The organism is Microvirga sp. GN3, from assembly GCF_055792825.1.
Genome location: NZ_JBVVAK010000007.1, coordinates 105,949 through 132,563, shown reverse-complemented (window position 1 = coordinate 132,563; position 26,615 = coordinate 105,949). Strand labels below are relative to the sequence as shown.

The following is a 26,615-nucleotide window of genomic DNA, read 5'->3' as shown; positions in this document are numbered from 1 at the left end:
GGCCGAAGGCTGAAGACCCTCAGGGGCCTCACACCCTACGAGTTCATCTGCAAATGCTGGACACAGGAGCCCAAACGCTTCACCTTTGACCCGGTCCATCAAATGCCGGGACTGAACACCTAGGTAATCCAGAGAGTGTCTCAAGAGCCTTGGGTGTTAGGGGGATGGTCCTTGGGTGTCCGTTCTTGGTTTTCAAGATGGCGAGGGTCCGAGCCTTCCAATCAATGTCCTGCCACTGAACTGAGAGCAGTTCGCCTCTTCTCATGCCAGTTTCGACCGCAAGAGTGATGAGGGGGCGGAGATACCAAGCCGTATTGGTATTTAGAGCATTAAGGAGTTTGGTGAGGTCATCGTGAGGGAGGCGTCTTGAGCGCGCCTTAGCAGCCTCCGGCAATTTGATTTCCAGTATGGGATTGCACGGCAACGGGATACCCCATTCTCTCTTAGCAAGGGCAAAGCAGTGTTGGAGGATCGCAAGCTCGCGCCTCACGGTGGCCGATTGGACGAGCGAAAGGCGGTCATCGCGATAATTAGCCGCTGAGGCTGGAGAGAGTTTGCTCAAGGAAACCTTTGCTATCTTGTGGGCCAAGAGAGTTGCGAGGCGATAGCGCTCTGGGTCTGCTCCACGCTTTGTCGGCGTTACCGTGTCCCGATAGCGGCGCAATAGATCAGCAACGGTGAGGCCTTTGAGTTCCCGTGTGGAGGTCGGAGCCTCTGCGCGGTCGATAGACCTCTCCTGGTCCCTCGCCCACGCCTGAGCATCAGCCTTGGAATCGAACGTCTTTGAGAGGGGAGAGTAGCCCTCACGGCGCACCTGTGCCTGCCAAGAGGAGCCGCGCTTACGAATGGAAGCCATACTTGTGATCCGTCTAGCTGTGACAACGCTGTGACAGATCGATCAATTTGGTGGTGGGAGGGCCTTAGCTCTGTTCGGGAAATCCTAGTGATTTCCTCGTGTTAGAGCTTGGTGGAGCTGAGGGGATTCGAACCCCTGACCTCTGCAGTGCGATTGCAGCGCTCTCCCATCTGAGCTACAGCCCCGGTCGATTGAATCGAGCCAAGTGGCGCAAGTTTTAGGCTCCCTGGCTTTGGTCTGTCAATCGGCCGGCGACAGGCTGGCAACGGCAATCGGAGGGGAAGTGGCAGCCGGCCGAGGCGGTTATGGGTTGTTCAGCTTCGCTTCAATCGTTACATGAGCAAAGCCGATCCCTGACAGGTTTCCTCATGAGCTCCCTGATTACTGTCATTCAAATAGCCCTGCAGCTCTATACCTATCTCATCGTCGCCTCGGCGATCCTGAGCTGGTTGGTCGCCTTCAACGTGGTCAACACCCGCAATGATTTCGTCCGCTCGATCTGGAACTTTCTGGATGCGGTGACCGAGCCGGCCCTGCGGCCGATCCGGAAGATCCTGCCCAATCTCGGCGGCGTCGACATTTCGCCCATCATCCTGATCCTGCTGATCATTTTCATCCAGAACATCCTGGACCGCATAAAGTACCAAGTTCCGGGCTGGGCGCTTTAAACGCGGCGCCATGCCCTGGAGCATCCGCCCGGACGGCCTCGCGGTCCGGGTGCGCGTGACGCCCCGGGGCGGGCGGGATGCCATCGACGGCATCGAGACTCTCTCCGATGGCAGGCCGGTCTTGAAAGTCCGGGTCAGGGCGGTGCCGGAGGATGGGGCGGCCAACGAGGGTGTCCGACGCCTGCTCGCCAAGGCGCTCAAGGTTCCCGCCTCGGCGGTGAGCCTCGAGGCGGGCGCCACGGCCCGGCGGAAAACCTTTGCGATCTCAGGCGAGGGGGAAAAGCTTGCCGCTGCCCTCGCCGCACTGACAGGACGGACAGAGCCATGAGCGCCACGATCATCGACGGAAAAGCCTATGCCGAAGGCCTGCGTGGGCGCATTGCCCATGCGGTCAAGGCCCTGTCGGGGCAGGGCGTCACGCCGGGCCTTGCGGTGGTCATCGTCGGTGAGGATCCGGCGAGCCAGCTTTATGTGAAGAACAAGGCGCGCCAGACCGTCGAGGTCGGCATGCGCTCCTTCGAACATAAGCTGCCCGCCTCCACCAGCGAGGCGGAGCTTCTCGGTCTCGTCGCGCAGCTCAATGCTGATCCGGCGGTGGACGGCATTCTCGTGCAATTGCCGCTGCCGAAGCAGATCGATGCGCAGAAGGTGATCGAGGCCATTGATCCGGCGAAAGACGTGGACGGTTTCCATCCCATCAATGCCGGCCGGTTGATGACCGGCGTGCCCGGACTCGTCTCCTGCACGCCCTTGGGCTGCCTGCTGCTGGCGCAATCGGTGCGGCGGGATCTCTCCGGCCTCAACGCGGTCGTGGTCGGGCGCTCCAACATCGTCGGCAAGCCCATGGCGCAATTGCTCATCGCCCAGAGCTGCACGGTGACGGTGGCCCATTCGAAGACAAAGGATCTTCCGCAAGTCTGCCGTAACGCGGACCTTCTCATCGCCGCCGTTGGCCGGCCCGAGATGGTGCGCGGCGATTGGGTCAAGCCCGGCGCCATCGTGATCGATGTGGGCATCAACCGGGTGCCGAACCCGGCCGCCGGCGAGGGCAAGACCAAGGTGGTCGGTGATGTGGCTTACGCGGAAGCGGCCAAAGTCGCTTCCGCCATCACGCCGGTGCCGGGCGGCGTCGGCCCCATGACCATCGCTTGCCTGCTGCGCAACACGCTGGAGGCCGCCTGCCTGCGACGCGGCCTCACCATGCCGGCGGTGGATTTCGCCGCCTAATCAGTTCGCCGCAAAGCAGTAGAACAGGCCGGCGCCGCCGGTGCCGCGCAGAGCGTCCTGGCTGCAGCCGCCACGGCTCGCGTGCGACGAGTTCCAGGACTTGGCCGGCGGCGACTCGTCCAGGCCCCTACGGTCATGGTGGCCCATCATGGCCGCGCCCTCGGTGCCGCTCTTCGCCCAGTTGCCGCAGGTCATGTCCTGATTGCCCGCGAACGCGGTGCCATCGGGCTGCGAGCCGGTGAGGATGTCGTGCTGGTTCGGCTGGTCGCCGCCGCCCTTCACTATCTCGCCCTTCTCGGTCAGGGCCGTCTGCTTGGTGAGGTTGTTGCTGGCTCCGTGCAGGTCTGCCACGTCCTTCGCAATGACCACGCCCTTGGCGTTCTGCCACGGGCCGCGTCCGATGCGGTCCTTGGCGTTGACAGCCGTCGCGCCGCCCATCGCCTGGGTCGAAAGATAGGCCCGCCACATCTTGCCGCGAATGCCCGCGGCTTCGGCCAGGGTCTGACAATGCCGGTCCGCGCCTTCGAGCCCGCCGAGATCCGCACCCTTGCCGGAGCCGACGCTGGTGACGAAGAACGTGGTCTCCTGGACACTTTGCGCTTGGGCGGCGCCGATGGGCGCCAAGGTCACAAGGCCGATGGCGGCGATAAGCGATAGGCGTTCCATTCCACGCATTGCTTCCTCCTTGATGAGTCGGGCCGTCCTTGTTCGAGACGGACGGCTCTACAGACAATCCCGTGAGGATCATCATTCCATCCTCACGGCGTTTTGAAGGCGGGCAGGCGTGAATTCCTAGAGCGATCCGTCACGCTTCTTTGCGCAAATGCTCCACAAGTTGGCGTGCGGACGGCGGCAGGTCTTTTAATGATCGAATGCAGAGCGTGAGATCGCGGGCGGCCCAGGCATCTTCCAGTTCGACCGGGATGATGGCCGTGGTGCGGGCGGCGCGGCGGGCCGTGGTCTCTGGCACGATGCCGAGGCCGACACCGGCCTCCACCATGCGGCAGACGGCGTCGAAGCTGCGCAGCTGCACCCGCAGGCGGATGGGCTTTCCGATACGCGTTGCCTTGCCGGCAAGGAAGCGCTGGAGGGCGCTTGCGCGGTCGAGCCCGACGAAGTTGTGGTCCAGCACTTCCGCAAAGGGAATGCTCGCCTTGGAGGCGAGGAGATGTCCCTTCGGCACGACTAGCACGAAGCGGTCGCTGCGAAAGGGATAGGTCTCGAGCCGTCCCGTATCGACCGTGCCCGCCACGATGCCGAGATCGCCGACGCCTTCGGCGATCAGGCCCACGATCTCGTCGCTCAGTCGCTCCTCCAGGTCGATGGAGACATGGGGGTGCTCGGCGAGAAAGGCGCCGAGCGCCTCGGGTAGGAACTCGGTCAGCGCATTGGTGTTGGAGAGAATCCGGATCTGACCAGTGAGCCCGCCCGTGTAGGAGCCCAGGTCTTCCCGCAGGCGTTCGGCCTGGGCCAATAGCGCACGGGCATGCTGGAGCAGGGTCCGGCCGGCGGGTGTGGGGGTAACACCCTGACGGTTGCGCAGGAGGAGGGGAGCGCCGAGAGACTTTTCCATGTTCCGGATGCGGGTGCTTGCCGCCGCCAGCGCCAGATGGGCCCGTTCGGCCCCATGGGTGATGCTGCCGGCCTCGACCACATGCCGGAAGAGGCTCAAGTCCGTCAGATCGAATTGCATGAGGCTTCCTTCGTCATCCGCGAAGGTAGATAAGAATAATTAAAAATTGTGCAGTAAGCGAGCCTGGATCTATCTTCGCGGCTGACGAAGTGTGTCCTGATGTAGCCTTCTTGGGCCGAAGACACATTGCGGTGTTGCCGCGCATCAGATACGAGCCATTCCAAACTAAGGGCGACCGATCGTCGCCGACCAGGAGTGTATACCATGGCAGAGGCGAAAGTGGCCCCCAGGCCCCTGTCCCCGCATCTTCAGATCTATCGGTGGAGCTGGACCATGGCGATGTCCGTCGCCCACCGTCTCACAGGACTTGCGCTCTATGGCGGCATCGCGCTTTTCGCCATCTGGCTCGTGGCCCTGGCCTCCGGGCCTTCGGTATTTGACGCCGTGCAATGGTTCTTTGGCTCGCCCCTCGGGTACCTGATCCTCTTCGTCTACACCTGGATTCTGATGCACCACATGCTGGGCGGCGTGCGCCACCTCGTGTGGGATTTCGGCTACGGCATGGAGCCGGAGCAGCGCATCAACATGGCCCGCTTCACCCTCGTCGGCTCGGTCGCGCTCACGCTGGCGATCTGGGTCGTCGCCTTCATCGCTTTCTAAAGGAGCAGGACCCATGGCCGACAACAGGGCTGATACCCGCGTTTCCATGCGCACCCCGCTCTCCCGCGTGAAGGGCCTCGGCCCTTCCGGGCATGGCGTCGAGCATTGGTGGATCCACCGCGTCACGGCGGTGTCGAACGTCCCGCTCGTCATCGCCTTCGTGATCATCATCGCGGCGCTTGCCGGCTCCCCCTCCTATCAGGAGGCGATCGCCGTCATCTCGCACCCGCTGATCGCGATCATCCTGATCCTCGCGGTCATCTCGGTCACGAACCACATGCGTCTCGGCATGCAGATCGTCATCGAGGACTACGTCCACGACAAGGGCCTGAAGATCATCGCCGTCATCGCGAACAATTTCTACGCCGTGATCATCGGGGTGGCCTGCCTCTACGCCATCCTCAAGGTCAGCCTCGGCCGCATCTTGCTTTAAGGAATTCTCTCATGGCTCAAGCAACGAACGGCGCCGCCGTCAACGGCAAGGCCTATACCATCATCGACCACACCTTCGACGTGGTGATTGTGGGCGCGGGCGGCGCGGGCCTTCGCGCCACGGTCGGCTGTTCGCAGGCCGGCCTTCGCACCGCCTGCATCACCAAGGTGTTCCCGACCCGCTCGCACACGGTGGCCGCGCAGGGCGGCATCTCCGCCTCGCTCGGCAATATGGGTCCGGACGATTGGCGCTGGCACATGTACGACACCGTGAAGGGCTCGGACTGGCTCGGCGACCAGGACGCGATCGAGTATCTCGTCCGCAACGCGCCCGCCGCCGTCTACGAGCTGGAGCACTGGGGCGTTCCCTTCTCCCGCACGGCCGAGGGCAAGATCTACCAGCGTCCCTTCGGCGGCATGACGACCGAGTTCGGCAAGGGCACCGCGCAGCGCACCTGCGCGGCCGCCGACCGCACCGGCCACGCGATCCTGCACACGCTCTACGGTCAGGCCGTTCGCAACCAGACCAACTTCTTCATCGAGTATTTCGCCCTCGATCTGATGATGGATTCCGACGGCCGCTGCATCGGCGTCGTGGCGCTCAACCAGTCGACCGGCGAGATCCACCGCTTCCGCGCCCACATGACGATCCTCGCCACGGGTGGCTATGGACGCGCCTATTTCTCCGCCACCTCGGCCCATACCTGCACGGGCGACGGCAACGCCATGGTGCTGCGCGCCGGCCTGCCGCTGCAGGACATGGAGTTCGTGCAGTTCCACCCGACCGGCATCTACGGTTCGGGCTGCCTCATCACCGAGGGCGCGCGCGGCGAGGGCGGCTACCTCACCAACTCGGAAGGCGAGCGCTTCATGGAGCGCTATGCGCCCTCCGCCAAGGACCTCGCCTCCCGTGACGTGGTCTCGCGCGCGATGACCATGGAAATCCGCGCCGGCCGCGGCGTCGGCAAGAACAAGGACCACATCTATCTCCACCTCGATCACCTCGACCCGAAGATCCTGCACGAGCGCCTGCCCGGCATCTCGGAGAGCGCGAAGATTTTTGCGGGCGTCGACGTTACGAAGGAGCCGATCCCGGTCCTGCCGACCGTCCACTACAACATGGGCGGCATCCCGACGAACTATCACGGCGAAGTGCTGACGCTCAAAAACGGCAACCCGGACACGGTGGTGCCGGGCCTGATGGCGCTCGGCGAAGCGGCCTGCGTGTCCGTGCACGGCGCGAACCGCCTCGGCTCGAACTCGCTCATCGACCTCGTGGTGTTCGGCCGCGCGGCGGGCCTGCGCTGCGCCGGAATCCTGGAGCCGAATGCCCGCCATGCGGACCTGCCGAAATCTGCCGACGAGCTCGCGCTCTCGCGCCTCGACAAGTTCCGCTATGCCAAGGGCTCGACCTCGACCGCGGATCTGCGCCTGCAGATGCAGAAGACCATGCAGAACAACTGCGCGGTGTTCCGCACCGGCGAGGTTCTGGAAGAAGGTGTGAAGCTCATCCACGACGTGTGGAACGCCGCCGCCGACATCAAGGTCACGGACCGTTCGCTGATCTGGAACACAGACCTTCTCGAGACGCTGGAGTTCGACAACCTGATCGGACAGGCGGTCGTCACCATGGAGGGTGCTGCGAACCGTCAGGAATCCCGCGGCGCGCACGCCCGCGAGGACTTCTCCGAGCGCGACGACAAGAACTGGATGAAGCACACCCTGGCCTGGCTCGATGACACCTCTCACAAGGTGACCCTCGATTACCGCCCGGTGCACACCTACACCATGTCGAACGACATCCAGTACATCGAGCCAAAGGCGCGAGTTTACTAAGGATGCCCCTGAAGTTTTCGACCAGATCAGTCGCAGCTAATGCAGTCCGGAAACTAAAAAAGCGTTCTGGACTGCATGAGGTTGAAGAGCGCCTTGGATCTGAACTGATATGGGCGATCCATGAGGACTCCCAAAAACTAAATCACAGGGACATACATTACTCAGTCAGGAATTGGATGATCCTCTTCGATGAGCTCATCCATATATACCTGTGCTTCCATCTGGCTCTACTCGACGGAGTTTTTGAGAAAAAGGGTAAAGTTAAGCTCGAGCAGAAAGTATATGCAACGCTGCTGGGCTCTGTTGTGTCCCAAATGCTTGCAATTCGTTCATTAGTTTTGCTTGGGCATGACGTATCTGCAAAGAACTCAACTCGCCTATTAGGCGAATACTTGGATCTAGTTGAATACCTTCTTCTTGATCCAAGTTTGTGTGCCGAATTTCATAAGATGCAAACGCCCGAAGAGGCGAATAAGTTTTGGCACGAGCACATTGCCAAACGCAAACTTAGAAAGAAGTTGGTAGCATTCAGAAAGAAAATTTGGCCAGATCGACAGGACTGGATCGATAGCCTGGAAGAACGGCGACTTGATGAGTCTAAAGTTCTATCAGCCTCTGCTCATCTATCAATGATAGCTAGCTTTATGACAATTGTCAGTGGTGGCTACGTCAAACGAGCAGGAACGGGCGCATTTGGAAATGTAGACATTAACTCGGTAAGGACCTTGCGGTTTTGCTTCTTTATTTCCTGCGAAGTGCTTGAGGTAATATATGGCTCCGGGATTATCGACTTGGCTGACCGTGATACTGAGCGAATTAAACATTTCATCGATGTAGCTGAGCAAAGTCTCGAATTCGTCGGGGAACTATTCGTCTACGCTCTTGAAAACCAAGACAAGGCAATGCTGTCGGCTCCGGATAGCGCATCTAAACAGGCAAGAAACTGATATGGCCCAGTTCCAACTTCCCAAGAATTCCCGCTACACCGAAGGCAAGGCCTGGCCGAAGCCGGCGGGTGCCTCCAACGTTCAGGAATTCCGCATCTATCGCTGGAACCCGGATGACGGGCAGAACCCGCGCATCGACACCTATTATGTCGACCGCGACGATTGCGGCCCGATGGTTCTCGACGCGCTTTTGTGGATCAAGAACAACGTCGACTCGACGCTGGTCTTCCGTCGCTCCTGCCGCGAAGGCATCTGCGGTTCCTGCGCCATGAACATCATGGGCGGCAACACGCTCGCCTGTACGCTCGGCATCGACGATTGCGCATCGGACTCGATCAAGATCTATCCGCTGCCGCACATGCCGGTGCTGAAGGATCTGGTGCCGGATCTCACGAGTTTCTTCGCCCAGCATGCTTCCATCGAGCCCTGGCTTCAGACCGAGACGCCGGCGCCTGAAAAGGAATGGCGTCAGACTCCGGAGGAGCGCTCGAAGCTCGATGGCCTCTACGAGTGCATTCTCTGCGCCTGCTGCACCACCTCCTGCCCGAGCTATTGGTGGAACGGCGACCGCTTCCTTGGCCCGGCGGCCCTTCTGCAGGCCTATCGCTGGCTCATCGACAGCCGCGACGAGGCCACCGGCGAGCGCCTCGACAACCTGCACGATCCGTTCCGGCTCTATCGCTGCCACACGATCATGAACTGCGCCAACACTTGCCCCAAGGGCCTGAACCCGGCGAAAGCCATCGCCGAGATCAAGAAGATGATGATCGCGCGGGCCGTGTGACGTTTACGTCGGTGACGTTTCCTTGCAACATCTTCGCGAAAAGGCGCCACAGGCGCCTTTTTTTGTGGCTTGTGATCTCATATGTCGTAACTGGAACAATGTTGGCCTGGGTTCATATTCCTCCTTATAGCCTAGGCCGCGTGATCAACCGTCCCAAGGGGCGGCCCCGTATGCGAGGATCAAGATGACGAAGCCGATTTGGCTGACAATGGCTGTGATGTGCTCCGCCCTGGCGCTCAGCGCGTGCTCCTCGACCCGTCTCGGCGGACCGCCGATCCGTGGCGCAGCCGCGGCGCCGATCACCGAGGCTCCGCCGGTCGAGGCGGTGCCGTCCGGCCCCATCGAGGCGTCGCCGCTGCCGCCGATCGCCGGCGCGCCGACAGTTCCCGATCCGATGGCTCCTCCCGGCGGCACCGATATCGCCGGTCTGCCGCCCGCGCCTCCGCCGCCGACCTTCGGAGGGGCTGCGCCTGCGGCACCCGCGCCCGCTCCGACACCGTCGAGCCGCACCGCCATGGTCGGCAACTGGAACGTCCAGACGTCCGGCGGTTCCTGCCGCGTCCAGCTCTCGAGCTCGCCCGCGCTCGATCTCTACCGGGCCTCGGCCTCCGGTTGCTCGAACCAGGATCTGTCCAAGGTCAATGCCTGGGACTACCGCGACGGCGAGGTTTATCTCTACCAGACAGGCGGTTCGGTGGCAGCGCGCCTGCGCGGCTCGTCCTCGTCGCTCAGCGGCGTCCTCGCCAAATCCGGCGCGCCGCTGACTCTCTCGCGTTGATTGCGTGTTTTCCCCCTTACGAGGAGGGATGAAGGCCGGGACGTAAAGTCAGAGCGTTGCTTTGATCAGCAGTGGCAGGCTCTTTACCTCGTCATCCCCGGACTTGTTCCGGGGATCCACGCCTTTTAGACGCTGCGGTTCCTAAGACGTGGATGGCCGGGACAAGCCCGGGGATGACGGGAAGGTCTCATCCAATTAATCCCCCGCCCTTGCCGCTCCCCGCAAAGGAGAGCGGAGACGCAGTGCAGGGCTTTTGATGCGCCTGCCTCCTACGAACGGGCCGGCTTCCGGCAAAATTCAGACTTGAAGGCGTTTGCGCTCCAAGGCAGGGAGAGGTATCGATCATCCCGTGAACGACACCTCCTTCTCCTCGCCTCATTCCATCACTGCCCGCTACAGCGCCCTCGTCGCCTCGGGTGCCATCGAGCGCGATCCGGCGCAGGTGGCGCTGCTCAGGCGGCTCGAGGCGCTGGCCGAGAGCCTCGCCAATCATCGTCTCGCCCGCAAGCCCAGCGCGCTCGGCTGGCTCTTCGGCAAGAAGAGCGCGGAGACGCCGAAGGGCCTTTACGTCTGGGGTTCGGTCGGGCGCGGCAAGACCATGCTGATGGACCTGTTCTTCGAGGCGCTGACCGTGAGGCGAAAGCGCCGGGTCCATTTCCATGCCTTCATGGCCGATGTGCACGAGCGCATCCATGCCTATCGCCAGAAATTGAAGACCGGTCAGGTCACCGGTGACGATCCCATCGGTCCCGTGGCGGAGGCGCTGGCCGACGAGGCCTGGGTGCTCTGCTTCGACGAGTTCACCGTTACCGACATCGCAGACGCCATGATCCTCGGGCGCCTGTTCACGGCGCTTTTCGCCCGCGGAGTCGTGGTGGTTGCCACTTCGAACGTAGAGCCCGACCGGCTCTACGAGGGCGGCCTCAACCGCTCGCTCTTCCTGCCCTTCATCGGGTTGCTGCAGGAGCGGATGGCGGTGGTGAAGCTCGAATCCCGCACGGATTTCCGGCTTGAGAAGCTCGCCGGAAGTCCCGTCTTCTACACACCCGCAGACAACCACGCCCATCTTTGCCTGACCCGCGCTTTCAAGAGCCTGACCGGTCGCGAGCAGGGCAAGCCGCTGACCCTGACCGTCAAGGGACATCCCGTCGAAGTGCCGCAGGCGGCAGGCGGCGTGGCGCGTTTTTCCTTCTCGGATCTCTGCTCAAAGCCCTTGGGCGCCGCCGATTACCTCACCGTCGCCGAGGAGTTTCACACGGTCGTCCTCGAAAACATCCCCAAAATGTCCTTCGAGCGGCGCAACGAGGCGAAGCGCTTCATTCTGCTCATCGATGCTCTCTACGACGCTCACGTAAAGCTCCTGGCCTCCGCCGAGGCCGAGGTGCATGAGCTCTATCATGCGGATTCCGGGCGCGAGGCCTTCGAGTTCGACCGCACCGTCTCCCGTCTCATCGAGATGCGGTCGGAGGAATACCTGTCCCTGCCGCATGGGCGCTCGGATTCGGAAGCTTCCGGCGACACGACGGGACTTGCCGAGACATGAAGCGGCCGGCTGGCGCATCGTTGCGGGCTGCGGAGGCCGCTCCGGCCGACACCCGGCTTCTCGCCATTGCCGCCGACCAGCTCAAGGAATTCGGGCCCAAGCACATCACGGTCGTCGGCATTGCCGATGCCGCCGGCATGACCCATGCCAATGTCTATCGCTACTTTGCCAACAAGGCGGCTCTCATCGATGCGGTGGCAGGGCAATGGCTGCGGGAGATGGAGGCCGCCATCGCCGACGTTGCGGATTCCCCCGATCCTGCCGACGACAAGCTGGAGCGCCTGATCCAGGCTTGGGCCCGCCTCCACCGGGATCTCCTGAAGGAAGACCGGCATCTCTTCGACGTCTATTGCACGGCCACCGAGACGGCGCGTCCTCTCATCCGCAAGCACCGGGCCCGGATGCGCCTGCTGATCGAGCGGGTTCTGGACGAGGGGATCACGACCAGCAAGTTCGACCCCCGGGATCGGGAGAAGGCCCATGCCTTCATTACGGATTCCGTCTATCGCTTCATCAATCCGTTGACGGTTCGCCTGGATGCAGATGTCCCTCAGGACATCCTCGACCAGCGTCTCGCCACCATGATCCGGGTCGTCTTGCGGGCCCTGGCGAACGGTAGCGTGTAACGTTAGTTACAAATTTCAAAAAATGTAACAAGAAAATTAGAGCGGCTTCGAAGCGATCAAGCTGCTGTAATAACAAAGTATTTTTGAACGGTTAAGCTTGTTGCGACTTTTCCGAAGGCTCAAAGCGTTGCCCGTTAACCTTTTGGTCGCTTGATGGCGGCCCATCTCTCATGGCAAACAGCGCCACCTCAAAAAGGCTCCTGCCAAAAAACCCAAGGACAGACCATGGCCCGGAAAAAGATCGCGCTCATCGGTGCAGGCCAGATCGGCGGAACGCTCGCCCATCTCGTCGGCTTGAAGGAACTCGGCGACGTCGTTCTCTTCGACATCGCGGAAGGTATTCCCCAGGGCAAAGGTCTCGATATCGCCGAATCCGCGCCGGTCGACGGGTTCGATGCCAAGTACAAGGGCGCGAATGACTACGCCGCCATCGAAGGCGCCGACGTGATCATCGTCACCGCCGGCGTGCCGCGCAAGCCCGGCATGAGCCGCGACGACCTCATCGGCATCAACCTCAAGGTCATGGAAGCGGTCGGCAACGGCATTAAGCAATATGCCCCGAACGCCTTCGTCATCTGCATCACCAACCCGCTCGACGCCATGGTGTGGGCGCTGCAGAAGTTCTCGGGCGTGAAGCCTGAGAAGATCGTCGGCATGGCCGGCGTGCTCGACTCGGCCCGCTTCCGTCACTTCCTAGCCGAAGAGTTCAACGTGTCGGTCGAGGACGTGACCGCCTTCGTGCTCGGCGGCCATGGCGACGACATGGTGCCGCTGGTGCGCTACTCCACGGTTGCCGGCGTTCCGCTGCCTGACCTCGTGAAGATGGGCTGGACCTCCCAGGAGAAGCTCGACGCCATGGTCGAGCGCACCCGCAAGGGTGGCGGCGAGATCGTCAACCTGCTCAAGACCGGCTCCGCCTTCTACGCTCCCGCCGCTTCGGCGATTGCAATGGCCGAGAGCTACCTCAAGGACAAGAAGCGCGTCCTGCCGTGCGCGGCTTACCTGAACGGCCAGTACGGCGTGAAGGACATGTTCGTCGGCGTTCCGATCGTGATCGGCGAGAACGGCGTCGAGCGCATCGTCGAAGTCGAATTCTCCGCTGACGAGAAGGCCATGTTCGAGAAGTCCGTCGCTTCGGTGCAGGGCCTCGTCGACGCCTGCAAGCAGATCAACTCGGCTCTCGCATAAATTCCATATCTCGGGCCGGCCTCGCGCCGGCCTTCACGCCTTTCAACCGCTGACGCGGAGAGAAACGAATGAACATCCATGAATATCAAGGCAAAGCGGTTCTGAAGGAGTTCGGCCTGCCCGTCTCCGATGGCGTCGCCATCTTCTCCGCCGACGAGGCGGAGGCCGCTGCCAAGCAGCTCGGTGGTCCGCTCTGGGTCGTGAAGTCCCAGATCCATGCGGGCGGCCGCGGCAAGGGCAAGTTCAAGGAAGCCGCTGCCGGCGAGAAGGGCGGCGTGCGTCTCGCCAAGTCGGTGGAAGAGGTCAAGGAATTCGCGCGTCAGATGCTCGGCAACACCCTGGTAACGATCCAGACGGGCGAAGCCGGCAAGCAGGTCAATCGTCTTTACATCGAAGACGGCTCCGACATCGACACCGAGCTCTATCTCTCCATGCTCGTCGACCGCGCCACGGGTCAGGTCGCCTTCGTCGTCTCGACGGAAGGCGGCATGGACATCGAGCAGGTCGCGCACGACACTCCTGAGAAGATCCTCACCTTCTCCGTCGACCCGGCCACCGGCATCATGCCCCATCACGGCCGCACGGTCGCCAAGGCGCTGGGCCTGAAGGGCGCGCTCGCCAAGGAAGCCGAGGATCTGGTGACCAAGCTCTACACGGCCTTCACCGCGAAGGACATGGAGATGCTGGAGATCAACCCGCTGATCGTCACCAAGGATCAGCACCTCAAGTGCCTCGACGCCAAGATCTCCTTCGACGGCAACGCCCTCTATCGTCACTCCGACGTGGTTGGCTTACGCGACATCACGGAAGAGGACGAGAAGGAAATCGAAGCCTCCAAGTTCGACCTCGCCTATATCGCCCTCGACGGCACCATCGGCTGCATGGTCAACGGCGCCGGCCTCGCCATGGCGACGCTCGACATCATCAAGCTCTACGGCGAAGAGCCGGCGAACTTTTTGGATGTCGGCGGCGGCGCCTCGGAAGAGAAGGTAACGGCGGCGTTCAAGATCATCACCGCCGATCCGAACGTGAAGGGCATCCTGGTCAACATCTTCGGCGGCATCATGAAGTGCGACGTCATCGCCCGCGGCGTTCTCGCTGCCGTGAAGGCGGTCGGCCTGCAGGTTCCGCTGGTGGTGCGCCTCGAAGGCACCAACGTGGAAGAGGGCAAGCAGATCATCCGCGAATCCGGCCTTAACGTGATTCCGGCGGACGACCTCGACGACGCCGCCCAGAAGATCGTGAACGCCGTGCGCGGCGGAAAGTAAGGTTTCGAGCTGATGTCCATCCTCATCAACAAAGACACCAAGGTCATCTGCCAGGGCTTCACCGGCAAGAACGGGACCTTCCATTCCGAGCAGGCCATCGCCTACGGCACCAAGATGGTCGGCGGCACCTCGCCCGGCAAAGGCGGCTCGACGCACCTGAACCTGCCCGTGTTCGACACGGTCATGGAAGCGCGCGAGAAAACCGGCGCCGATGCTTCCGTCGTCTATGTTCCGCCGCCGGGCGCGGCGGACGCCATCTGCGAGGCGATCCAGGCCGAGATCCCGCTCATCGTCTGCATCACGGAAGGCATTCCGGTGCTCGACATGGTGCGCGTGAAGCGCGCCCTCGAAGGCTCCAAGTCGCGCCTCGTCGGCCCGAACTGCCCGGGCATCGTCACCGCCGGCGAGTCGAAGATCGGCATCATGCCGGCCAATATCTTCAAGCCCGGCTCCGTCGGCATCGTGTCGCGCTCCGGCACGCTTACCTACGAGGCCGTGTTCCAGACCACCAACGAAGGCCTCGGCCAGACGACGGCGGTCGGCATCGGCGGCGACCCGGTGAAGGGCACCGAGTTCATCGAGATGCTCGACATGTTCCTCTCCGATCCCAAGACCGAGTCGATCGTCATGATCGGCGAGATCGGCGGCTCGGCCGAGGAAGAGGCGGCCGCGTTCATCGCCCGCGAGGCCAAGAAGGGCCGCAAGAAGCCGATGGTCGGCTTCATCGCCGGCCGCACGGCTCCTCCCGGACGCCGCATGGGCCATGCCGGTGCCATCATCTCCGGCGGCAAGGGCGGTGCCGAGGACAAGATCGCCGCCATGGAGGCCGCGGGCATCCGCGTGTCGCCGTCGCCGGCCCGCCTCGGCAAGACCCTGGTCGAGGTTCTCAAGGGTAAGTAACAAGTCAGGCCGCCCCGACGACGGGGCGGCCAACCAGCTTTTTGGATTGTAGATTGCCATGGCACGCCAAGACGCCAACCAAAACCTCCTGAACACCGCTTTCCTCTACGGGGCGAATGCGTCCTATATCGAGGAGCTCCAGGCCCGCTATGAGAAGGATCCCGCCTCGGTCGATGCCGAGTGGCAGGCTTTCTTCGGCGCGTTGAAGGACGATAAGCAGGCTGTCGAGAAGGCGGCCAACGGTCCGTCCTGGGAAAAACAGAACTGGCCGATCCATGCCAATGGCGAGCTGATCTCCGCGCTCGACGGCAACTGGACCCAGATCGAGAAGGTTGTCGGCGACAAGATCAAGGCGAAGGCCGAAGCCAAGGGCGCCGAGATCAGCCAGATCGACGTGCAGCAGGCGACCCGCGATTCCATTCGCGCCATCATGCTGATCCGCGCCTATCGCGTGCGCGGCCACCTGCATGCCAAGCTCGATCCGCTCGAGATCAATCCGCGTCCGAACGATCAGGAGCTGCACCCCTCCCATTACGGCTTCACGGAAGCCGACTGGGATCGCAAGATCTTCCTCGACAACGTGCTCGGCCTCGAGTTCGGCACGGTCCGCGAGATCGTCGGCATCCTGGAGCGCACCTACTGCCAGACACTCGGCGTCGAGTTCATGCACATCTCCGATCCGGTCGAGAAGGCCTGGATCCAGGAGCGCATCGAGGGGCCGGACAAGGAGATTTCCTTCACCAAGGAAGGCAAGCGCGCCATCCTCAACAAGCTCGTCGAGGCGGAAGGCTTCGAGAAGTTCCTGGATGTCCGCTACACCGGCACCAAGCGCTTCGGTCTCGATGGCGGCGAGTCGCTCATCCCGGCGCTCGAGCAGATCATCAAGCGCGGCGGCAATCTCGGCGTGAAGGAGATCGTGTTCGGCATGGCCCATCGCGGCCGCCTCAACGTGCTGACGCAGGTGATGGGCAAGCCGCACCGGGCGCTGTTCCATGAATTCAAGGGCGGCTCCTTCGCGCCGGACGACGTGGAAGGCTCGGGCGACGTGAAATATCACCTCGGCGCTTCCTCGGACCGCGTCTTCGACGGAAACAACGTCCACCTGTCGCTGACCGCGAATCCGTCGCATCTCGAGATCGTCGATCCGGTGGTGCTCGGCAAGGTTCGCGCCAAGCAGGACCAGCACGGCTGCTCGCCGGACAACCGCACAGCCGTGATGCCGCTCCTGATCCATGGTGACGCGGCCTTCGCGGGCCAGGGCGTTGTGGCGGAGTGCTTAGGCTTGTCGGGCCTGCGCGGGCACCGCACCGGCGGCTCGATCCACTTCATCATCAACAACCAGATCGGCTTCACCACCGATCCGCGCTTCTCCCGTTCCTCGCCCTATCCGTCGGATGTGGCGAAGATGGTCGAGGCGCCGATCTTCCACGTGAACGGCGACGATCCGGAAGCCGTCACCTTCGCCGCGAAGGTGGCAGCGGAGTATCGCCAGCGCTTCCAGAAGCCCGTCGTCATCGACATGTTCTGCTACCGCCGCTTTGGTCACAACGAGGGCGACGAGCCGGCCTTCACCCAGCCGCTCATGTACCGCAAGATCCGGTCGCATCCGGCGATCGTCGAGCTCTACTCCAAGAAGCTCATCACTGAGGGCGTCGTCACCGAGGCCGAGGTCGAGGAGATGAAGTCGAGCTGGCGCTCGAAGCTCGATGCCGAGTTCGACATCGCGTCCAACTACAAGCCCAACAAGGCCGACTGGCTCGACGGACGCTGGTCGGGCCTCAAGGCGGTGCGCGAGGATCAGGACGATCCGCGTCGCGGCCAGACCGGTATCTCGGTCGAGACCATCCAGCAGATCGGCAAGGCGCTCACCACGATTCCGGAGGGCTTCCACCTCCATCGCACGATCCAGCGCTTCCTCGACAATCGCAAGAAGATGCTGGAAACCGGCGAGGGCATCGACTGGGCCATGGCCGAGGCGCTCGCCTTCGGTTCGCTCCTGCTCGAAGGCCACCGCGTTCGCCTGTCCGGTCAGGACGTGGAGCGCGGCACCTTCTCCCAGCGCCATTCGGTTCTCACCGACCAGGAGAACGAGGAGCGCTACACGAACCTCAACCACATCAGCGAGAACCAGGCCCGTTACGAGGTCATCAACTCGATGCTCTCGGAAGAGGCGGTGCTCGGCTTCGAATACGGCTACACCCTCTCGGAGCCCAATGCGCTGACCCTGTGGGAAGCGCAGTTCGGCGATTTCGCCAACGGCGCGCAGGTGGTGTTCGACCAGTTCATCTCGTCGGGCGAGCGCAAGTGGCTGCGCATGTCGGGCCTCGTCTGCCTGCTGCCGCACGGCTATGAGGGCCAGGGGCCGGAGCATTCCTCCGCCCGTCTGGAGCGCTGGCTGCAGATGTGCGCCGAGGACAACATGCAGGTGGGATACTGCTCGACGCCGTCGAACTACTTCCACATCCTGCGCCGTCAGCTGAAGCGCGATTTCCGCAAGCCGCTGATCCTGATGACGCCGAAGTCCCTGCTGCGCCACAAGCGCTGCACGTCCACCATCGCCGACATCGCGGAAGGAACGCATTTCCACCGCGTGCTGCAGGACGACGCTCAGACCGGGCGCGAGAACTTCAAGCTGGTGAAGGACGACAAGATCCGGCGCGTGGTGATCTGCACGGGCAAGGTCTATTACGACCTGCTCGAAGAGCGCGAGAAGCGGGGCATCGACGATGTCTATTTGCTGCGCGTCGAGCAGCTCTATCCGTTCCCGGCGAAGTCGGTGGCTGCAGAGCTCTCCCGCTTCAAGAAGGCCGACGTGGTGTGGTGCCAGGAAGAGCCCAAGAACATGGGCTCCTGGATGTTCGTCGAGCCCTATCTCGAGTGGGTGCTCAAGACGGCCGGCTCCAAGGTGGATCGTCCGCGCTATGTGGGACGTCCCGCCTCCGCCGCTACCGCCACAGGCCTCATGTCCAAGCACACGGCCCAATTGCAGGCTTTCCTCGACGAGGCTTTCGCGGCTTAAACACCGCGACGGCTCTCACCCCATTCCAAGGGGCTCGAAAGAGCCCCGCAAGACCCGAAGACGACCATGGCAACCGAAATCCGCGTACCCACCCTTGGCGAATCCGTGTCAGAGGCCACCATCGGCCGCTGGTTCAAGAAGCCCGGCGATCCCGTGAAGGCCGACGAGCCCGTGCTCGAGCTCGAGACCGACAAGGTGACGCTCGAGGTCAACGCTCCTGCGAGCGGCACGCTCGGCGACATCATCGCCAAGGACGGTGAGACGGTGAGCCCCGGTGCGGTGCTCGGCTCCATCGTCGAGGGCGGCGCTGCAGCTGCCGCCGCGCCCGCGCCGAAGGCCGAGGCCCCCAAGGCCGCTCCGGCCCTGGCTCCCGCCCCCGCACCGGCCGCTCCCGGCGCCGCCAAGGATCATGGCCCGGCAGTCGCCCGTCTGGCAGCCGAGAGCGGCGTGAGCCCGGCCGGTGTCGCCGGCTCCGGTAAGGACGGACGCGTGACCAAGGGCGACATCCTCGCCGCCATCGCCACGGGCGGCGCTGCGGCGCCTGCACCTGCCGCTCCTGTCCAGGTCCGTGCTCCCTCCGCTCCGGTCGATGCCGAGCGCGAAGAGCGCGTGAAGATGACGAAGCTGCGCCAGACCATCGCGCGTCGTCTGAAGGATGCGCAGAACAGTGCCGCGATGCTCACCACGTTCAACGACGTGGACATGAGCGCGGTGATGAACCTGCGCAGCCAGTACAAGGACGTGTTCGAGAAGAAGCACGGCACCAAGCTCGGTTTCATGGGCTTCTTCACCAAGGCGGTGATCCAGGCCCTCAAGGACGTTCCGGCCGTCAACGCCGAGATCGACGGTCAGGATCTCGTCTTCAAGAACTACTACCATATCGGCATCGCGGTCGGCACCGATAAGGGCCTCGTGGTTCCGGTGGTGCGCGACGCGGACGATCTCTCGGTCGCCGGCATCGAGAAGAAGATCGCCGATTTCGGCCGCCGCGCCCGCGACGGCAAGCTCTCCATCGACGAGATGCAGGGCGGCACCTTCACCATCACCAATGGCGGCATCTACGGCTCGCTCCTGTCCACGCCGATTCTCAACGCGCCGCAATCCGGCATCCTCGGCATGCACCGCATCGAGGAGCGCCCGGTCGTCCGCAACGGCCAGATCGTCGTGCGTCCGATGATGTATCTCGCACTTTCCTACGATCACCGCATCGTCGACGGCAAGGAAGCCGTGACCTTCCTGGTGCGGGTCAAGGAGGCGCTGGAAGATCCGGCCCGCCTCGTTCTCGATCTGTAATCAAAACACCTCGTCATGCCCGGCCTTGTGCCGGGCATCCACGCCTTCTGAACCGGGCGGCCATTTCAAGACGTGGATGGCCGGGACAAGCCCGGCCATGACGTAAAAAGGGATGATTCCCATGTCCTACGATGTCATCGTCATCGGCACCGGCCCGGGCGGCTACGTGGCCGCCATCCGGGCCGCGCAGCTCGGCCTGAAGACCGCCGTCGTCGAGAAGCGCAAGACCCATGGCGGCACCTGCCTCAACGTGGGCTGCATCCCCTCGAAGGCGCTGCTGCACGCCTCGCACATGTTCGAGGATGCGCGCGATCACTTCGCCGGTCTCGGCATCGGCGTTTCCGCGCCGACGCTCGATCTCAAGACGATGCAGTCCTTCAAGCAGGAAGGCGTCGACGGCAACACCAAGGGCGTCGAATTCCTGCTCAAGAAGAACAAGATCGATGCCTTCATCGGCACCGCGCGCATCGCCGCCGTCGGTCAGGTCGAGGTGACCGCCGAGGACGGCTCGAACCAGATGCTCGAGACGAAGAACATCATCATCGCCACGGGTTCGGATGTGACGCGCCTGCCGGGTGTCGAGATCGACGAGAAGGTCGTCGTCTCCTCGACCGGCGCGCTCGAACTCGAGAGCGTGCCGAAGCGCCTCGTGGTTATCGGTGCCGGCGTGATCGGCCTGGAGCTCGGCTCCGTGTGGCGCCGCCTCGGATCCGAAGTGACGGTGGTGGAATATCTCGACCGCATCCTGCCCGGCATGGATGGCGAGGTCGCCAAGAACTTCCAGCGCATCCTCTCGAAGCAGGGCTTCCAGTTCAAGCTCGGCTCCAAGGTCACCAAGGTCGAGAAGACGGCCAACGGCGCGACGCTCACCTTCGAGCCCGCCGCCGGCGGCACGCCTGAGACCATCGAGGCCGATGTGGTGCTCGTCGCCATCGGCCGTGTTCCCTACACGCAGGGCCTTGGCCTCGACCATGCGGGCGTCCAGCTCGACAATCGCGGCCGCATTCAGACGGATGCGCATTTCTCCACCAACGTCACCGGCATCTACGCCATCGGCGACGTGATCGCCGGCCCCATGCTCGCCCACAAGGCCGAGGACGAAGGTGTTGCTGTGGCGGAAATCATCGCCGGCAAGGCAGGCCACGTGAACTACGACGTGATCCCGAGCGTGGTCTACACGTTCCCCGAGGTCGCCTCCATCGGCAAAACCGAGGAGGAATTGAAGGATGCGGGCATCGCCTACAATGTCGGCAAGTTCCCCTTCACGGCCAACGGCCGCGCCAAGGTCAACCGCACCACGGACGGCTTCGTAAAGATCCTGGCCGATGCCACCACCGACAAGGTGCTCGGCGTCCACATCATCGGCCCGGAAGCCGGAAACCTCATTCACGAGGCGGCGATCACCATGGAGTTCGGCGGATCCTCCGAGGACATGGCCCGCACCTGCCACGCGCATCCGACGCTTGCGGAAGCTGTGAAGGAAGCAGCGCTCGCGGTAGAGAAGCGTGCCATCCATATGTAATATGGATTCATGGCAAAGCTTCACTTCATCTATTCGGTGATGAATGCAGGCAAGACGACCCATCTCCTGCAGGTTCGCTACAATTACATCGAGAACGGCGGCAACGTGCTGCTGTTCACGAGCCTGATCGACGACCGCTTCGGCGTCGGCAAGGTGAAATCCCGCATCGGCCTCGAGGCCGATGCGATCCCGTTGAGGAAGAGCGACGACATCGGCGCCCTCGTCTCCGCCGAGCACGCGAAAAAGCCGGTCACGGTGGTTCTGATCGACGAAGTCCAGTTCATGACGGCGGACCAGGTCCGCCAGCTCGCCTGGATCGTCGACGAGCTGAACGTCCCGGTCATGGCCTATGGGCTGAAGAACAACGTCTATGGCACGCTGTTCAGCGATGCCATCATCGCCATGATGGCGCTGGCCCAGGATTTTCAGGAGATCAAGCAGCTCTGCCATTGCGGTCGCAAGGCGACAATGATCCTGAAATACGACCGCAACGGCGAAGCCGTGCGTTCCGGCGAGGTGGTCGAGATCGGCGGCGAGGGCCGCTACGTCTCCGTCTGCCGGCCCCATTGGACGGCGGGCGATATCGGGCCGGCGGCGCGGCAATTGCTGGCTCAGCCGGTGGCGGCTGAGTAGGCTCTGTCTCCATCCGCCGGCGCTCCTGCCCGACATCTCAATCATGGCCATCCCCGGACTTGACGCTGCCGCTGTCATCCCCGGCGGCCGCAGGCCGGGAAGGGGATCCACGATCAGGTGCGGAGGATATGTTCCCTTCCTCGCTGCCGACGCGTCCCTCCGGAAACGACACCCTCCACGTCATCCCCGGGCTTGTCTCGGCCATGACGCGATGAGGTGGGGACCGAAGATATGTTCTGTTTTTGTTCTTGACAATTCTCCTAAGCCCGGCTATATCATCAGGGTCTCTTCTTCGAGGGGCGCGCTCGCGAGGCGTCGCAGTGTGGAAGACGACCCGGTCTCGCTGGTCCGCCTCGCAAGCGGATCAGGCGAGTGGCCCAGGATGCTGGGCGGGTAGTCGGGATCGGTCGCAGGCCCCCGTCGCGCAGACGGATCACGCCTGAGGCGGTTGACTGAGCCTGCCTCTCCTGTCCGCCGAAACAAACCGGACGCGAAGAGACAGTTCGGCTCTTCTCATTCATCACAGACATCGAGCCGGGCTGCCTGTCGCGCCACCCTCGATTACCATTCAACTCAGGGCTCCCAAGCCCTGGGCCACACAGTGCTGGCTCTTTGACATGCAAGCACATCCGTCATCCCGGGGCTGCGCAGCAGAGCCCGGGATCCATAACCACGACCTATGACCAGTTCGGCATCGTCAGTGGTTATGGATCCCCGCCTTCGCGGGGATGACAGTGTTGAGGTTCAGGCGCCGCATTCTCTAAGCGATCCCGGATCGTCTACGCCGTCCAGAATGACGCCTTCAGGCTTCCGATTTCACCCTCGCCCGCGGGTGCGCCGCGTTGAACGCATCCATCAGCCTTGCCGCATCCACCTTCGTGTAGAGCTGCGTGGTCGAGAGCGAGGCGTGGCCCAGCAATTCCTGGATGCCGCGCAGATCGCCGCCCTTGGCCAGCAGATGCGTGGCGAAGGAATGGCGCAGTGCGTGAGGCGTGGCGCTGCCGGGAAGCCCCAGGGCGCCGCGCAATTCCTCGACGGCAAGCTGGATGATGCGGGGCGAGAGCTGGCCGCCGCGGGCGCCGACGAAGAGCGGGCCTTCCGGTGGCATCGCATAGGGGCAGAGCTGCAGATACTCCTCCACCGCGCGCTGGATCGGCGGGATTACCGGCACGCTGCGCATCTTGCCGCCCTTGCCCGTCACGGTGATCGTGTCGATCCCGTTCACGGGCGCATCGCGCCGTGCTAAGCCGAGCGCCTCGGAAATGCGCAGGCCGGCGCCGTAGAGGAGCGACAGCACGGCGGCGTCCCGGGCCAGGATCCAGGGCTTGCGGCTCTCTCCCGCCCGCGTTTCCGCATCCGTCACGGCGACGGCCGAGGAGGCGGAAAGGGGGCGCGGCAGGTTTTTGTCGACCTTCGGCGTGCGAATCGCCGCAAAGGCCGAGGCCGTACCAAATCCCTCACGCTCCAGATGACGGGCGAAGGAGCGCAGGGCCGCGAGCTGACGCATGAGGGAACGGCTTCCCACCGAATCCATGCGCCGGGCTGCCAGGAAGGCGCGAATGTCCATCGGCTTCAGGCCGAGGATTCCCTTCACGCCGGGCGGCTCGCCGAGATGGTTCGTCAGAAAGGTCAGGAACTGGCGCAGGTCCCGGGCATAGGCCTCGACGGTCTTCGCCGAGAGCCGTCGCTCCTTGGCGAGGGAGGCGAGCCACGCCATCGCCTCGCGGCGGGTGTCATCCGCGCCGGGAAGGACGAGATCGAGGGCATTTTGCGTGGCGCTGCTTGACATGAGTCCCATTTATGCAAGGGCAGAACCATAACAGTCACAGGTTAACTCCTTATCAAATGACAAGCCGCATCGCCGATGTCCTCATCCCGCTGGCGCTGGACACGGCCTATTCCTATGCCGTGCCGGATGGCCTTGCCCTTGAGGAGGGCGATGTCGTGCAGGTGCCGCTCGCCAATCGCGAGGTGGCCGGCGTCGTCTGGTCATTGCGCGAAGGGCAGGGCGGCAATCTGAAGAAGGTGACGGGCGTCATCGAGGCGCCGAACCTCTCGCCCAACATGCGCAAGTTCCTGGACTGGATCGCCTGGTACACCCTGGCGCCCAAGGGTTCGGCCCTCGCCATGGGCTTGAAGATCCCGGATCCGGACCGGCAGGAGGTCGCGCGGGTCGGCGTGAAGCTGGCAGGTGCCTTGCCGAAGCGCATGACGCCCGCGCGGGAAAAGGTGATCGAGATCGCGCAGGACGGAATCGTGCGGCTGAAGAGCGAGCTGGCGCATGCGGCGGGGGTCAGCGCCGGCGTGGTCGACGGCCTGATCGACGAGGGCACCCTCGAGACGGTGGCGCTTCTGGCCGAGCCCGTCGCCGAGATGCCCGATCCGGCCTTTAACCACACGGCGCTCTCCGACGGCCAGGGTGATGCGGCAGAAAAGCTCGTCGCCGCCATGAGCGAGGAGCATCCCCCGGTCATCCTGCTCGAAGGCGTGACGGGCTCCGGCAAGACCGAGGTCTATTTCGAGGCGGTGGCCGAGGCCGTGCGGACAGGCCGGCAGGCCCTGATCCTCATGCCAGAGATTGCGCTGACGGCCCAATTTCTCGACCGGTTCGCCGCCCGCTTCGGCGTCAAGCCGGCCACTTGGCATTCCGGCGTCACGGGACGCAAGCGCGAGCGGCTCTACACGGCCATCGCGGCGAACGAGGTGAAGGTGGTGGCGGGCGCCCGCTCGGCCCTGTTCCTGCCTTACGCCGATCTCGGCCTCATCGTCGTCGATGAGGAACACGAGACCGCCTACAAGCAGGATGACGGGGTTCATTACCACGCCCGCGACATGGCGGTGGTGCGGGGCAAGATCGAGAATGCCCCAGTGGTGCTGGCCTCCGCGACGCCCTCCATCGAGAGCCGGGTCAATGTGGAGCGCGGGCGCTACCGCCATGTGAAGCTCCCCGAACGATTCGGCGGGCGCTCGATGCCGCAGATCGGGGCCGTGGACCTGCGCAAGGAGCAGATCCCCAAGGGGCGCTGGCTCTCGCCGACCCTGGTGACGGCCGTAGAGCAGACCGTCGGACGAGGCGAGCAGGCGCTGCTCTTCCTCAACCGGCGCGGCTATGCGCCCTTAACCCTCTGCCGGGCCTGCGCCCATCGTTACGAATGCCCGAATTGCTCCTCCTGGCTCGTGGAGCACCGGTTCCGGCGCTCCCTCGTCTGCCACCATTGCGGCCATGTGGAGCGCACGCCTCACGCCTGCATCGAGTGCGGCAGCGTCGATTCGCTCGTGCCGTGCGGCCCCGGCGTCGAGCGGATCGCAGAAGAAGCTGCTGAGCTGTTTCCGGACAAGCGCTGCATCGTGCTCTCCAGCGATTTTCCCGGCGGCACGGAGCGGCTGCGGGCGGAGCTGGCTGCCATCGCGGCGGGCGAGTTCGACATCGTCATCGGCACCCAGCTCGTGGCCAAGGGGCACAACTTCCCACTCATGACGCTGGTGGGCGTGCTCGATGCCGATATCGGCCTGACCTCGGGCGATCCGCGTGCCGCCGAGCGCACCTTCCAGATGCTGCAGCAGGTGACGGGCCGCGCCGGGCGCGGCGAGAAGCCGGGCCGAGCTCTGGTCCAGACCTGGCAGCCGGACCATCCGGTCATCGCGGCTCTCATCTCCGGCGATGCGGAGCGGTTCTACGAGGAGGAGACCCGCGTCCGCGAGATGGCAGGGCTGCCGCCGTTTGGACGGCTCGCGTCGCTTATCATTTCGGCGGAGGAGCGGGAGGTGGCGGAGGCCCATGCCCGCGCCATGGCGCTCGTGGCGGAACCGCCGCCCGGCGTGACGGTGCTCGGCCCCGCCGAGGCGCCGCTCGCCCTGATCCGGGGCCGCTATCGCTTCCGGCTCCTGGCCAAGACCGAGCGCGAGGTGGACCTTCAGGCCTACTTGAGGACCTGGATGGCCCGCTGCCCGAAAATCCGCGGCAACACCCGCGTCTCCATCGACGTGGACCCGCAGAGCTTCTTGTGATTAAGCAAGATCCTCGCATCAAGACAGGCATCATGACCAAGATCGTCCATTGCATCCGCCACGGCCAATCGACCTTCAACGCCCATTTCGCAGAGCACGGCGAGGACCCGCTGCATTTCGATGCGCCTCTGACCGACCTCGGTCAGCGACAGGTGGCCGAGCGGGCGCCGGAGCTGCGCCAGCACGCCTATGAGCTCATTGTGACATCCCCGCTGACCCGGGCGATCCAGACCACCATGGGGCTGTTCGGAACGCATCCGTCCTCGCCGCCGATCCTCGTCGAATGCCTCCACCGGGAACATCTGGAGAGCAGCTGCGATGTGGGGCGCGCCGTTTCCCAGCTGTCACAGGACTTTCCGCATCTGCACTTCGGACATCTGGAGGAAGTCTGGTGGCATAACGACGGCGAGGTGAACGAACGGGGCTTCATCTACGAGCCTGCCCACGTGTTCGAGGAAAGGGTCGAGCGGTTTCGGGGCTGGCTCGCCGAGCGGCCGGAGACGATGATTGCCGTCGTCGGGCATGGCACCTTCTTCAGCAAGCTTGTCGGGCGGTTCCTGAGCAACTGCGAAGTTGCCGCCCTGGAGCTTTAGGGCGTTTTTCGACGAAGGGGCTCCTCAGGAGCTTTACCTTAACCGGGTGCTCGGTTTTTTCCCGGCCAGACAGGGCCCAGCTCGCCTTGCGCCTCAGAAAAACCCATGCTAGTGCACCCACGCCTGACGGGGGAGAAGGCTCCCGCCCCGGGCTCATTTCCACACCTGACGGGTTTCCCGAGGGCCTCGTTCGAGAGGCAT

Annotated in this window: 24 protein-coding genes, 1 tRNA gene and 1 pseudogene; 21 read left to right on the top strand and 5 right to left on the bottom strand. The window is 63.5% G+C overall.

Translation table 11 applies throughout. The annotated features are described in order from the left end of the window. A pseudogene (locus tag ACS5Q1_RS06070) lies at window positions 1-123 on the top strand (IS481 family transposase); the annotation flags it as partial. Here the strand turns inward: ACS5Q1_RS06070 and ACS5Q1_RS06065 are convergent. Together ACS5Q1_RS06065 and ACS5Q1_RS06060 are read right to left on the bottom strand one after the other, a co-directional pair. Further along, on the bottom strand, window positions 80-856 hold the full coding sequence (locus tag ACS5Q1_RS06065) for a tyrosine-type recombinase/integrase (protein ID WP_473097328.1): 777 nt from the start codon (window positions 854-856) through the stop codon (window positions 80-82). The pseudogene ACS5Q1_RS06070 and the gene ACS5Q1_RS06065 overlap by 44 nt on opposite strands. Window positions 857-965: 109 nt before the next feature. Continuing rightward, window positions 966-1,041: transfer RNA gene (locus ACS5Q1_RS06060), tRNA-Ala, on the bottom strand. Between the two features lie 183 nt (window positions 1,042-1,224). Here ACS5Q1_RS06060 and ACS5Q1_RS06055 point away from each other — a divergent pair. The 3 genes from ACS5Q1_RS06055 to folD are packed head-to-tail and all read left to right on the top strand — an operon-like array spanning window position 1,225 to window position 2,751. Beyond that, window positions 1,225-1,524, top strand: coding sequence for a YggT family protein (locus ACS5Q1_RS06055; RefSeq protein ID WP_473097327.1), 300 nt, complete (start codon window positions 1,225-1,227; stop codon window positions 1,522-1,524). Window positions 1,525-1,534: 10 nt separating this feature from the next. Continuing rightward, the gene (locus tag ACS5Q1_RS06050; protein WP_473097326.1) at window positions 1,535-1,852 is read left to right on the top strand and encodes a DUF167 family protein; all 318 of its coding nucleotides are present in this window, start codon (window positions 1,535-1,537) and stop codon (window positions 1,850-1,852) included. Then, on the top strand, window positions 1,849-2,751 hold the full coding sequence (gene folD / locus ACS5Q1_RS06045; protein WP_473097325.1) for a bifunctional methylenetetrahydrofolate dehydrogenase/methenyltetrahydrofolate cyclohydrolase FolD: 903 nt from the start codon (window positions 1,849-1,851) through the stop codon (window positions 2,749-2,751). Before ACS5Q1_RS06050 ends, folD begins: the two co-directional genes overlap by 4 nt. On the opposite strand, the gene ACS5Q1_RS06040 is transcribed toward folD, so the two are convergent. Together ACS5Q1_RS06040 and ACS5Q1_RS06035 are read right to left on the bottom strand one after the other, a co-directional pair. Next, window positions 2,752-3,417 carry a hypothetical protein gene (locus ACS5Q1_RS06040; RefSeq protein WP_473097334.1) on the bottom strand — a complete coding sequence of 222 codons (666 nt, stop codon included), beginning with the start codon at window positions 3,415-3,417 and terminating at the stop codon, window positions 2,752-2,754. It lies immediately after the preceding gene. Between the two features lie 139 nt (window positions 3,418-3,556). Next, window positions 3,557-4,444, bottom strand: coding sequence for a LysR substrate-binding domain-containing protein (locus ACS5Q1_RS06035; RefSeq protein ID WP_473097324.1), 888 nt, complete (start codon window positions 4,442-4,444; stop codon window positions 3,557-3,559). A gap of 204 nt (window positions 4,445-4,648) precedes the next feature. On the opposite strand from ACS5Q1_RS06035, the gene sdhC reads away from it, so the two are divergent. The 15 genes from sdhC (at window position 4,649) to ACS5Q1_RS05960 (ending at window position 21,813) form a co-directional block, all read left to right on the top strand. Beyond that, window positions 4,649-5,044, top strand: coding sequence for a succinate dehydrogenase, cytochrome b556 subunit (gene sdhC, locus ACS5Q1_RS06030; RefSeq protein ID WP_473097323.1), 396 nt, complete (start codon window positions 4,649-4,651; stop codon window positions 5,042-5,044). A 13-nt stretch (window positions 5,045-5,057) separates the two neighbouring features. Further along, window positions 5,058-5,477, top strand: coding sequence for a succinate dehydrogenase, hydrophobic membrane anchor protein (gene sdhD, locus ACS5Q1_RS06025; protein WP_473097322.1), 420 nt, complete (start codon window positions 5,058-5,060; stop codon window positions 5,475-5,477). 11 nt (window positions 5,478-5,488) lie between these two features. After that, window positions 5,489-7,312, top strand: coding sequence for a succinate dehydrogenase flavoprotein subunit (gene sdhA / locus ACS5Q1_RS06020; protein WP_473097321.1), 1,824 nt, complete (start codon window positions 5,489-5,491; stop codon window positions 7,310-7,312). 176 nt (window positions 7,313-7,488) lie between these two features. Next, window positions 7,489-8,259 carry a hypothetical protein gene (locus ACS5Q1_RS06015; protein ID WP_473097320.1) on the top strand — a complete coding sequence of 257 codons (771 nt, stop codon included), beginning with the start codon at window positions 7,489-7,491 and terminating at the stop codon, window positions 8,257-8,259. A gap of 1 nt (window position 8,260) precedes the next feature. Next, a complete protein-coding gene (locus tag ACS5Q1_RS06010) occupies window positions 8,261-9,043 on the top strand; it encodes a succinate dehydrogenase iron-sulfur subunit (protein ID WP_203442060.1) in 783 nt (260 codons plus the stop codon). A 184-nt stretch (window positions 9,044-9,227) separates the two neighbouring features. Beyond that, window positions 9,228-9,821 (top strand): AprI/Inh family metalloprotease inhibitor, encoded by a 594-nt coding sequence (locus tag ACS5Q1_RS06005; protein ID WP_473097319.1) that lies wholly within the window; start codon window positions 9,228-9,230, stop codon window positions 9,819-9,821. A gap of 349 nt (window positions 9,822-10,170) precedes the next feature. Further along, window positions 10,171-11,364 carry a cell division protein ZapE gene (zapE, locus tag ACS5Q1_RS06000; RefSeq protein ID WP_473097318.1) on the top strand — a complete coding sequence of 398 codons (1,194 nt, stop codon included), beginning with the start codon at window positions 10,171-10,173 and terminating at the stop codon, window positions 11,362-11,364. Next, window positions 11,361-11,990, top strand: coding sequence for a TetR/AcrR family transcriptional regulator (locus tag ACS5Q1_RS05995; protein WP_203442062.1), 630 nt, complete (start codon window positions 11,361-11,363; stop codon window positions 11,988-11,990). The genes zapE and ACS5Q1_RS05995 overlap by 4 nt, the downstream gene beginning before the upstream one ends. 225 nt (window positions 11,991-12,215) lie before the next feature. Next, window positions 12,216-13,178 (top strand): malate dehydrogenase, encoded by a 963-nt coding sequence (mdh, locus tag ACS5Q1_RS05990; protein WP_473097317.1) that lies wholly within the window; start codon window positions 12,216-12,218, stop codon window positions 13,176-13,178. A 68-nt stretch (window positions 13,179-13,246) separates the two neighbouring features. Continuing rightward, on the top strand, window positions 13,247-14,446 hold the full coding sequence (gene sucC / locus ACS5Q1_RS05985) for an ADP-forming succinate--CoA ligase subunit beta (protein WP_473097316.1): 1,200 nt from the start codon (window positions 13,247-13,249) through the stop codon (window positions 14,444-14,446). A 12-nt stretch (window positions 14,447-14,458) separates the two neighbouring features. Further along, window positions 14,459-15,346 carry a succinate--CoA ligase subunit alpha gene (sucD, locus tag ACS5Q1_RS05980; protein ID WP_203442065.1) on the top strand — a complete coding sequence of 296 codons (888 nt, stop codon included), beginning with the start codon at window positions 14,459-14,461 and terminating at the stop codon, window positions 15,344-15,346. A gap of 58 nt (window positions 15,347-15,404) precedes the next feature. Further along, window positions 15,405-18,365: a 2-oxoglutarate dehydrogenase E1 component gene (locus ACS5Q1_RS05975; RefSeq protein WP_473097315.1), complete on the top strand. Its 2,961-nt coding sequence runs from the start codon at window positions 15,405-15,407 to the stop codon at window positions 18,363-18,365. A 66-nt stretch (window positions 18,366-18,431) separates the two neighbouring features. Continuing rightward, window positions 18,432-19,658: a 2-oxoglutarate dehydrogenase complex dihydrolipoyllysine-residue succinyltransferase gene (odhB, locus tag ACS5Q1_RS05970; RefSeq protein ID WP_473097314.1), complete on the top strand. Its 1,227-nt coding sequence runs from the start codon at window positions 18,432-18,434 to the stop codon at window positions 19,656-19,658. A 121-nt stretch (window positions 19,659-19,779) separates the two neighbouring features. Then, complete coding sequence (gene lpdA, locus ACS5Q1_RS05965) at window positions 19,780-21,180, top strand: dihydrolipoyl dehydrogenase (RefSeq protein ID WP_473097313.1); 1,401 nt, start codon at window positions 19,780-19,782, stop codon at window positions 21,178-21,180. A 9-nt stretch (window positions 21,181-21,189) separates the two neighbouring features. Next, window positions 21,190-21,813, top strand: a complete 624-nt coding sequence (locus ACS5Q1_RS05960; protein WP_203442069.1) for a thymidine kinase — start codon at window positions 21,190-21,192, stop codon at window positions 21,811-21,813. Window positions 21,814-22,615: 802 nt separating this feature from the next. On the opposite strand, the gene ACS5Q1_RS05955 is transcribed toward ACS5Q1_RS05960, so the two are convergent. Next, window positions 22,616-23,602 (bottom strand): tyrosine recombinase XerC, encoded by a 987-nt coding sequence (locus ACS5Q1_RS05955; protein WP_473097312.1) that lies wholly within the window; start codon window positions 23,600-23,602, stop codon window positions 22,616-22,618. Window positions 23,603-23,658: 56 nt separating this feature from the next. On the opposite strand from ACS5Q1_RS05955, the gene ACS5Q1_RS05950 reads away from it, so the two are divergent. Both ACS5Q1_RS05950 and ACS5Q1_RS05945 read left to right on the top strand, forming a co-directional pair. Continuing rightward, window positions 23,659-25,821 carry a primosomal protein N' gene (locus ACS5Q1_RS05950; protein WP_473097311.1) on the top strand — a complete coding sequence of 721 codons (2,163 nt, stop codon included), beginning with the start codon at window positions 23,659-23,661 and terminating at the stop codon, window positions 25,819-25,821. Window positions 25,822-25,853: 32 nt separating this feature from the next. Next, the gene (locus ACS5Q1_RS05945) at window positions 25,854-26,414 is read left to right on the top strand and encodes a histidine phosphatase family protein (RefSeq protein WP_473097310.1); all 561 of its coding nucleotides are present in this window, start codon (window positions 25,854-25,856) and stop codon (window positions 26,412-26,414) included. Window positions 26,415-26,615: the final 201 nt, after the last annotated feature.

What these genes read in the sequence shown, in the direction of transcription:
- ACS5Q1_RS06065 (WP_473097328.1), bottom strand. Translation starts at nt 856, where the DNA reads ATGGCTTCCATTCGTAAGCGCGGCTCCTCTTGGCAGGCACAGGTGCGC.
- ACS5Q1_RS06055 (WP_473097327.1), top strand. Translation starts at nt 1,225, where the DNA reads ATGAGCTCCCTGATTACTGTCATTCAAATAGCCCTGCAGCTCTATACC.
- ACS5Q1_RS06050 (WP_473097326.1), top strand. Translation starts at nt 1,535, where the DNA reads ATGCCCTGGAGCATCCGCCCGGACGGCCTCGCGGTCCGGGTGCGCGTG.
- folD (WP_473097325.1), top strand. Translation starts at nt 1,849, where the DNA reads ATGAGCGCCACGATCATCGACGGAAAAGCCTATGCCGAAGGCCTGCGT.
- ACS5Q1_RS06040 (WP_473097334.1), bottom strand. Translation starts at nt 3,417, where the DNA reads ATGGAACGCCTATCGCTTATCGCCGCCATCGGCCTTGTGACCTTGGCG.
- ACS5Q1_RS06035 (WP_473097324.1), bottom strand. Translation starts at nt 4,444, where the DNA reads ATGCAATTCGATCTGACGGACTTGAGCCTCTTCCGGCATGTGGTCGAG.
- sdhC (WP_473097323.1), top strand. Translation starts at nt 4,649, where the DNA reads ATGGCAGAGGCGAAAGTGGCCCCCAGGCCCCTGTCCCCGCATCTTCAG.
- sdhD (WP_473097322.1), top strand. Translation starts at nt 5,058, where the DNA reads ATGGCCGACAACAGGGCTGATACCCGCGTTTCCATGCGCACCCCGCTC.
- sdhA (WP_473097321.1), top strand. Translation starts at nt 5,489, where the DNA reads ATGGCTCAAGCAACGAACGGCGCCGCCGTCAACGGCAAGGCCTATACC.
- ACS5Q1_RS06015 (WP_473097320.1), top strand. Translation starts at nt 7,489, where the DNA reads ATGATCCTCTTCGATGAGCTCATCCATATATACCTGTGCTTCCATCTG.
- ACS5Q1_RS06010 (WP_203442060.1), top strand. Translation starts at nt 8,261, where the DNA reads ATGGCCCAGTTCCAACTTCCCAAGAATTCCCGCTACACCGAAGGCAAG.
- ACS5Q1_RS06005 (WP_473097319.1), top strand. Translation starts at nt 9,228, where the DNA reads ATGACGAAGCCGATTTGGCTGACAATGGCTGTGATGTGCTCCGCCCTG.
- ACS5Q1_RS05995 (WP_203442062.1), top strand. Translation starts at nt 11,361, where the DNA reads ATGAAGCGGCCGGCTGGCGCATCGTTGCGGGCTGCGGAGGCCGCTCCG.
- mdh (WP_473097317.1), top strand. Translation starts at nt 12,216, where the DNA reads ATGGCCCGGAAAAAGATCGCGCTCATCGGTGCAGGCCAGATCGGCGGA.
- sucC (WP_473097316.1), top strand. Translation starts at nt 13,247, where the DNA reads ATGAACATCCATGAATATCAAGGCAAAGCGGTTCTGAAGGAGTTCGGC.
- sucD (WP_203442065.1), top strand. Translation starts at nt 14,459, where the DNA reads ATGTCCATCCTCATCAACAAAGACACCAAGGTCATCTGCCAGGGCTTC.
- ACS5Q1_RS05975 (WP_473097315.1), top strand. Translation starts at nt 15,405, where the DNA reads ATGGCACGCCAAGACGCCAACCAAAACCTCCTGAACACCGCTTTCCTC.
- odhB (WP_473097314.1), top strand. Translation starts at nt 18,432, where the DNA reads ATGGCAACCGAAATCCGCGTACCCACCCTTGGCGAATCCGTGTCAGAG.
- lpdA (WP_473097313.1), top strand. Translation starts at nt 19,780, where the DNA reads ATGTCCTACGATGTCATCGTCATCGGCACCGGCCCGGGCGGCTACGTG.
- ACS5Q1_RS05960 (WP_203442069.1), top strand. Translation starts at nt 21,190, where the DNA reads ATGGCAAAGCTTCACTTCATCTATTCGGTGATGAATGCAGGCAAGACG.
- ACS5Q1_RS05955 (WP_473097312.1), bottom strand. Translation starts at nt 23,602, where the DNA reads ATGTCAAGCAGCGCCACGCAAAATGCCCTCGATCTCGTCCTTCCCGGC.
- ACS5Q1_RS05950 (WP_473097311.1), top strand. Translation starts at nt 23,659, where the DNA reads ATGACAAGCCGCATCGCCGATGTCCTCATCCCGCTGGCGCTGGACACG.
- ACS5Q1_RS05945 (WP_473097310.1), top strand. Translation starts at nt 25,854, where the DNA reads ATGACCAAGATCGTCCATTGCATCCGCCACGGCCAATCGACCTTCAAC.